The organism is Streptomyces sp. Da 82-17 (genome assembly GCF_046098215.1).
Lineage (GTDB): Bacteria > Actinomycetota > Actinomycetes > Streptomycetales > Streptomycetaceae > Streptomyces.
Window position 1 is genome coordinate 1 of sequence record NZ_JBJURH010000051.1, and the last position, 5264, is coordinate 5264.

Here is a 5264-nt window from a genome sequence, read left to right on the forward strand (position 1 = left end):
AATTTTGATAAAGACGCTGGTCCCTGAACTTCGGTTCGGGGACCAGCGTCTTTTTGTTTTGCGTCACCTCGTGTTCACGTTGCCCCCTCAACATCGCGAGGTATGGGGACAGTTGGAATGCTCAAGGCCGCCGGCATCGGGCTCGGCGACGAGGTCATCGTGCCGGCGTACGGGAACGCCGACGTGGCCGAGGCCGTCGTCCAGGCCGGAGCCCTGCCGGTGTTCGCGGACATCGACCCGGCCACGTACTGCCTGGACGCGGCGGCTGTTGACGCCGTCGCCGGTGCCCGGACCGCCGCCGTCATCGTCGTCCACCGCTTCGGACGGCCCGCCGACATGGGGCAGTTGGGCGACATCGGCCGTCGGCGCGGACTGCTCGTGCTCGAACAGGGCGAAAGCAGCGAGTCGTTCGGCGAAGTGACGCGACGACAGGCGCACGCCAAATACCTCGACGCCCGACTGACCGGAGTGCGGACGCCCGAGCCGGCGCGTGGGCACACGTACCAGGAATACGTCGTGCGCGTGCCCGGGAACGGGCGGCCCGACCGGGACGCGTTCGCACGAGCCATAAGGGGCAAGGGAGTTGAGTGCCGCGTCCCCGTGAAGACGCCCGTGCACCGACTGCCGGAGTTCCGGCGGAACGTCGTCCTGCCCGAGACCGAGCGGGCCGCCGACGAGACGCTGGCGCTGCCCATCCAGGGAAGCAAGACGCGGCGGGAACTTCAGCGACTCGTGTCCGCGTGCAATGCGCTCGGAGGGCTGCTGCAGCCCGCGTTCTGAGCGGAAGCCGTGGATGGTTCGAGGCACCCTTCGAAACGGGGTATGATCTATTCCGTTGCCGCGCGGGAGACCGCGAGGACAACAGGCCCCTATAGCTCAGTCGGTAGAGCGTCTCCATGGTAAGGAGAAGGTCAGCGGTTCGATTCCGCTTGGGGGCTCCGACAGAAAGGCCCCGCCCGAATCAATCGGGCGGGGCCTTTCGCGTACCCGGGATCCCGCTGCCGACGCGGGAGTTGAGGTCAGTCCTGGTGCGGCTCAGGGACGCGCATCGCCAGAATCGCCATGTCGTCCGACGGCGCGTCCGAGGCGAACCGCTCCACGGCGCGCATGATGCGGGCCGCGACCGCGCCGGCGGTCAGACCCGTGCACGTCGTCAGGACATCGGCCAGGCCGTCGTCGCCGAGCATGCGCGTGCCCTCGCGGCGCTCCGTGACGCCGTCCGTGACGCAGAGCAGAACGTCACCCGGCTCCAGCGTCACCGTCTGCTCGTACAGCTCCAGGTCGTCCATCACGCCGAGCAGGGGCTGCGGCTCCGCGTACGGCTCGACCGTGCCGTCCTGGCGGAGGCGGAGCGGGAGCGGGTGGCCGGCGCAGACGATCTTGAGGATGGCGGAGCCGTCCTCCTGCGGCCACAGCTCGCCGTACAGGAGCGTGAGGAAGCGGCTGCGGGCGCCCTCGTCGAGGATCGCGGCGTTGAGGCGCTCCAGGACCGCGGGGCCGCCGAAGCCCTCGCGGGCGAGTAGACGCAGCGCGTGCCGGGCGAGACCGGTGACGGCGGCGGCCTCCGGGCCCGTGCCGCACACGTCGCCGATGGCGAAGCCGTACGCGCCGTCGCGGATGGGGAACAGGTCGTAGAAGTCGCCGCCGACCTCGTTGCCCTCGCCGGCCGCGCGGTAGATGACCTCGACCTCGACGCCGGGGACCTCCGGGAGCTCCGGGGGCAGGAGGCTGCGCTGGAGGGACTGGCTGATGGCCATGCGCTCCGAGTACAGGCGGGCGTTGTCGAGGGCCAGGGCGGCCCGGCGGGAGAGGTCCTCGGCGAGTTCGAGGATCTCCTGGCGGAAGTGCTCCTCGGTGGGCTTGCCGAGCGTCAGCATGCCGATGACGCGGTTGCGGGCGACGAGCGGCAGGACGACGGTCTCGCCGCCGACCGCGGAGGCCGTCGCGAGAGTCGTGCCGATACCGGCGCCGAGCGGAGTGGTCTCGCCGCGGCCGAGGCTGCGCATGGAGGAGCGCAGCGCCGCCTGGTGGGCGGCCTCGCCGGGGGCGCTCCAGACGCGGGCGCCAGGCGTCGGGACCGGGTCGGGCGGGGCGATCCGGGACAGCAGGGCCTTGAGGCCGTCGATGCGCTCCTCGTCCTCGTGCAGGACGTACGAGAGATACGGCTCCGAGGACTGGTCGGCGATCGTGTAGACCGCGCACCAGGTGGCGAGCGTGGGGACCGTCATCTGGGCCATGAGCGCCAGGGTCTGGTCGCGGTCCAGGGTGCCGGCGAGGAGGTCGGAGGCCTCCACGAGGAAGGACAGGGAGCCTCTGCGGAGCCGCTCCAGCTCGCCGAGGCGGGCCGACTCGACGGCGAGGGCGATGCGGTCGGCGGCGAACTGGAGACGCAGGGCCTCCTCGTTGCTGTACCGGCCGGGGGACTCCGCGGCGACGCCGAGGGAGCCGGTGAGGCGGCCCTCGACCTTGAGCGGGACCGTGACGACGGAGCGCATGCCGGTGCCGTTGAGCAGCGGGGCGGCGCCGGGCACGACGGACAGGTCCTCGTGCACGGAGGGCATCCGGGCCGATCCGTACCGTCCCGTGCCGGCCTCGACGGGGACGCGGGCGAAGCGCTGGCGGGCGGAGGGGAGGCCGGTGGAGGCGCGGACCTCCAGCTCCGTCTCGTCGTCGGTGGCGAGGAGCAGGAAGGCGGCGTCGCCGTCGAGCATGTCGCGGGCGCGCTCGACGGTGCGCTGCAGGAGGCCGTCGAGGTCGTCCGGGGCGGGGGAGCCGATGAAGGCGTCGAAGGGGTCGGCGCCGGGCTGGCCGTCGGACACGGAGGCGGCGTCGGGGGCGGGGCCGCGGTGCGGGGTCTGCAGGACGGCGCGCTCGTGGTCGCGGACGAGGAGGCAGACCGTGGACGGGTCGCCGTCGGTGTCGCGTACGCGCAGGTGCGAGGCGTAGACCGGGACTACGCGGCCGTCGGCGCCACGGATGCCGTAACTGCCTTCCCAGCGCGAGAGTTGGAGGGCCTCGGCGATGCCCGTGCCGGTGCCGGGGGTGTGCGGCCAGGCGGCGAGGTCGGTCAGGGGCTTGCCGTTGACCTTCTCCGCCGGGTACCCGAAGAGGGTCTCGGCGTCCTCGTTCCAGGCGGAGATGGCGCCGGTGCTGTCGATCTGGACGACGGCCACGCGGACCCGGGTGTCGGCGAGGGGCAGGAGGTCCGTGGCGATCTCGGGGCCGGCCGTGCGGGTGCCCACCGGGCGTTCGGGGAGGTCGAGTTGGAACCAGACCCGCTTGTGCGTCGACGTGTACTCCACGCCCCAGCGGGCGGCGAGGGCGGCGCAGAGCTGGAGGCCGCGGCCGCCTTCGCGGTCGGGGTGGCCGATGGTGTGCGTGGACTGCTGGAGCGGGATCTCGCGTTCCGGGTAGCGGTCGGCGACCTCGATGCGGACGGAGTCCTCGGAGCGCAGGCACAGGACGTCGGCGTTGGTGCCGGCGTGGACGACGGCGTTGGTGACGAGCTCGCTGGTGAGGACGACCGCGTCGTCGACGATGTCGGCGTGGCCCCAGCCCTGGAGGGTGTCGCGTACGAAGGTGCGCGCGGCCGCTACGGAGCGTCCGACGGGGTCGAAGGTGGCAGCCGCCCGCGCGGTGATCACAGAGCTCCTAGTTCGAGTGTCGACGCCGAGATCTCCCATGCCCATGCTGCGGCCGCCCCTCCGATGTGCGTCTGCCCGCCGTTCTGCCATGCGCCGCCCAGGCCGGGCGTACCGGGGTGGTTGGACAGCCGGATGCCAGGTTACTTACCTTCGCGGTCTATGCGGATGCCGGTCGACAGTGTTTCCGCCCGGAGGGTGCGGGGACGCTGTGCAAAGCTGCCGAACTGTTATGGCCTGGTTCCGGCATGGTGAAACACTGGGCAGGCTCTGAGTGAAGGCCGGAGTGCCCTAGGAAGTGGTCGACCCCTGCGGGAGGGACACAGTGGAGTCTGGCGCGGCGGCGCGTGGTACTGGCACGCGCGCAAAAGGCGGCCCGTCCCGAAGCAAACAGCGAAGTGGGACCACCGCGGTCGACACCGCGGCTCTGAACCGGCTGCTCGCGGCGCTCGTGGCGATGCGCGACGGCAATTTCCGCAAGCGTCTGACCGTCTCCAACGACGGTGTGATGGCGGAGATCGCCGCGGTGTTCAACGAGGTCGCGGACCGCAATCTGCACCTGACCGGCGAGTTGGCGCGGGTCAGGCGCGTGGTCGGGCGTGAGGGAAAGCTCACGGAGCGTCTCGAGCACGGCGCGGGGGAGGGCTCGTGGGCGGCGGCGATCGACGCGTCCAACGCGCTCGTGGACGATCTCGTACGTCCGGTCTCCGAGGTCGGCCGGGTGCTCTCCGCGGTCGCGGAGGGCGATCTGGAGCAGCGCATGGAGCTCAAGGCGCCGGCTCCGGACGGGGTGGCGCAGCATCCGCTGCGGGGCGAGTTCCTGAAGGTCGGCCGTACGGTCAACAACCTGGTCGACCAGCTGTCGCGGTTCACGGACGAGGTCACGCGGGTCGCGAGCGAGGTCGGCACCGAGGGCAAGCTGGGCGGTCAGGCCCGGGTGCGCGGTATGTCGGGTTCGTGGAAGGACCTCACGGATTCGGTCAACACCATGGCGTACCGGCTCACCGCGCAGGTACGTGACATTGCTCTCGTGACGACGGCGGTGGCCAAGGGCGATCTGTCACGCAAGGTGACCGTCCATGTCGCGGGCGAGATGCTCGAGCTGAAGAACACCGTGAACACGATGGTGGACCAGCTGTCGTCGTTCTCGTCCGAGGTGACCCGGGTCGCCCGCGAGGTGGGCACCGAGGGCGAGCTGGGCGGCCAGGCGAAGGTGCCCGGCGTGGCCGGCGTGTGGAAGGACCTCACCGACTCGGTGAACCTGATGGCCGGCAACCTGACGGCGCAGGTGCGCGGGATCGCGCAGGTGACGACGGCGGTGGCGAGCGGTGATCTGTCGCAGAAGGTGACGGTCAACGCACGCGGCGAGGTCGCCCAACTCGCCGAAACGATCAACCAGATGACGGAGACGCTGCGTACGTTCGCCGACGAGGTGACCCGCGTGGCGAACGAGGTCGGCGCCGACGGTCAGCTCGGCGGCCAGGCCAACGTGCCGGGCGCGGCGGGTACGTGGAAGGACCTCACCGACTCGGTCAACACGGTCTTCCGGAACCTGACGACGCAGGTGCGGGACATCGCGACGGTGACGACGGCGGTGGCCAACGGCGACCTGTCGCAGAAGGT

Annotated in this window: 3 protein-coding genes and 1 tRNA gene; 3 read left to right on the forward strand and 1 reads right to left on the reverse strand. The window is 71.1% G+C overall.

The features are described 5' to 3' along the window. Positions 1-117 precede the first annotated feature (117 nt). Entirely contained in the window at positions 118-780 is a 663-nt protein-coding gene (locus ACIDOF_RS37425) for a DegT/DnrJ/EryC1/StrS family aminotransferase (protein ID WP_409010740.1), read from the forward strand. Positions 781-865: 85 nt separating this feature from the next. After that, positions 866-938, forward strand: a tRNA-Thr gene (locus tag ACIDOF_RS37430). An 81-nt stretch (positions 939-1019) separates the two neighbouring features. Here ACIDOF_RS37430 and ACIDOF_RS37435 read toward each other — a convergent pair. Continuing rightward, complete coding sequence (locus ACIDOF_RS37435; protein ID WP_409010738.1) at positions 1020-3689, reverse strand: SpoIIE family protein phosphatase; 2670 nt, start codon at positions 3687-3689, stop codon at positions 1020-1022. Positions 3690-3966: 277 nt separating this feature from the next. Between ACIDOF_RS37435 and ACIDOF_RS37440 the strand changes: the two genes are divergently transcribed. Beyond that, on the forward strand, positions 3967-5264 hold a 1298-nt coding region (locus ACIDOF_RS37440), incomplete at its 3' end, for a HAMP domain-containing protein (protein WP_409010739.1).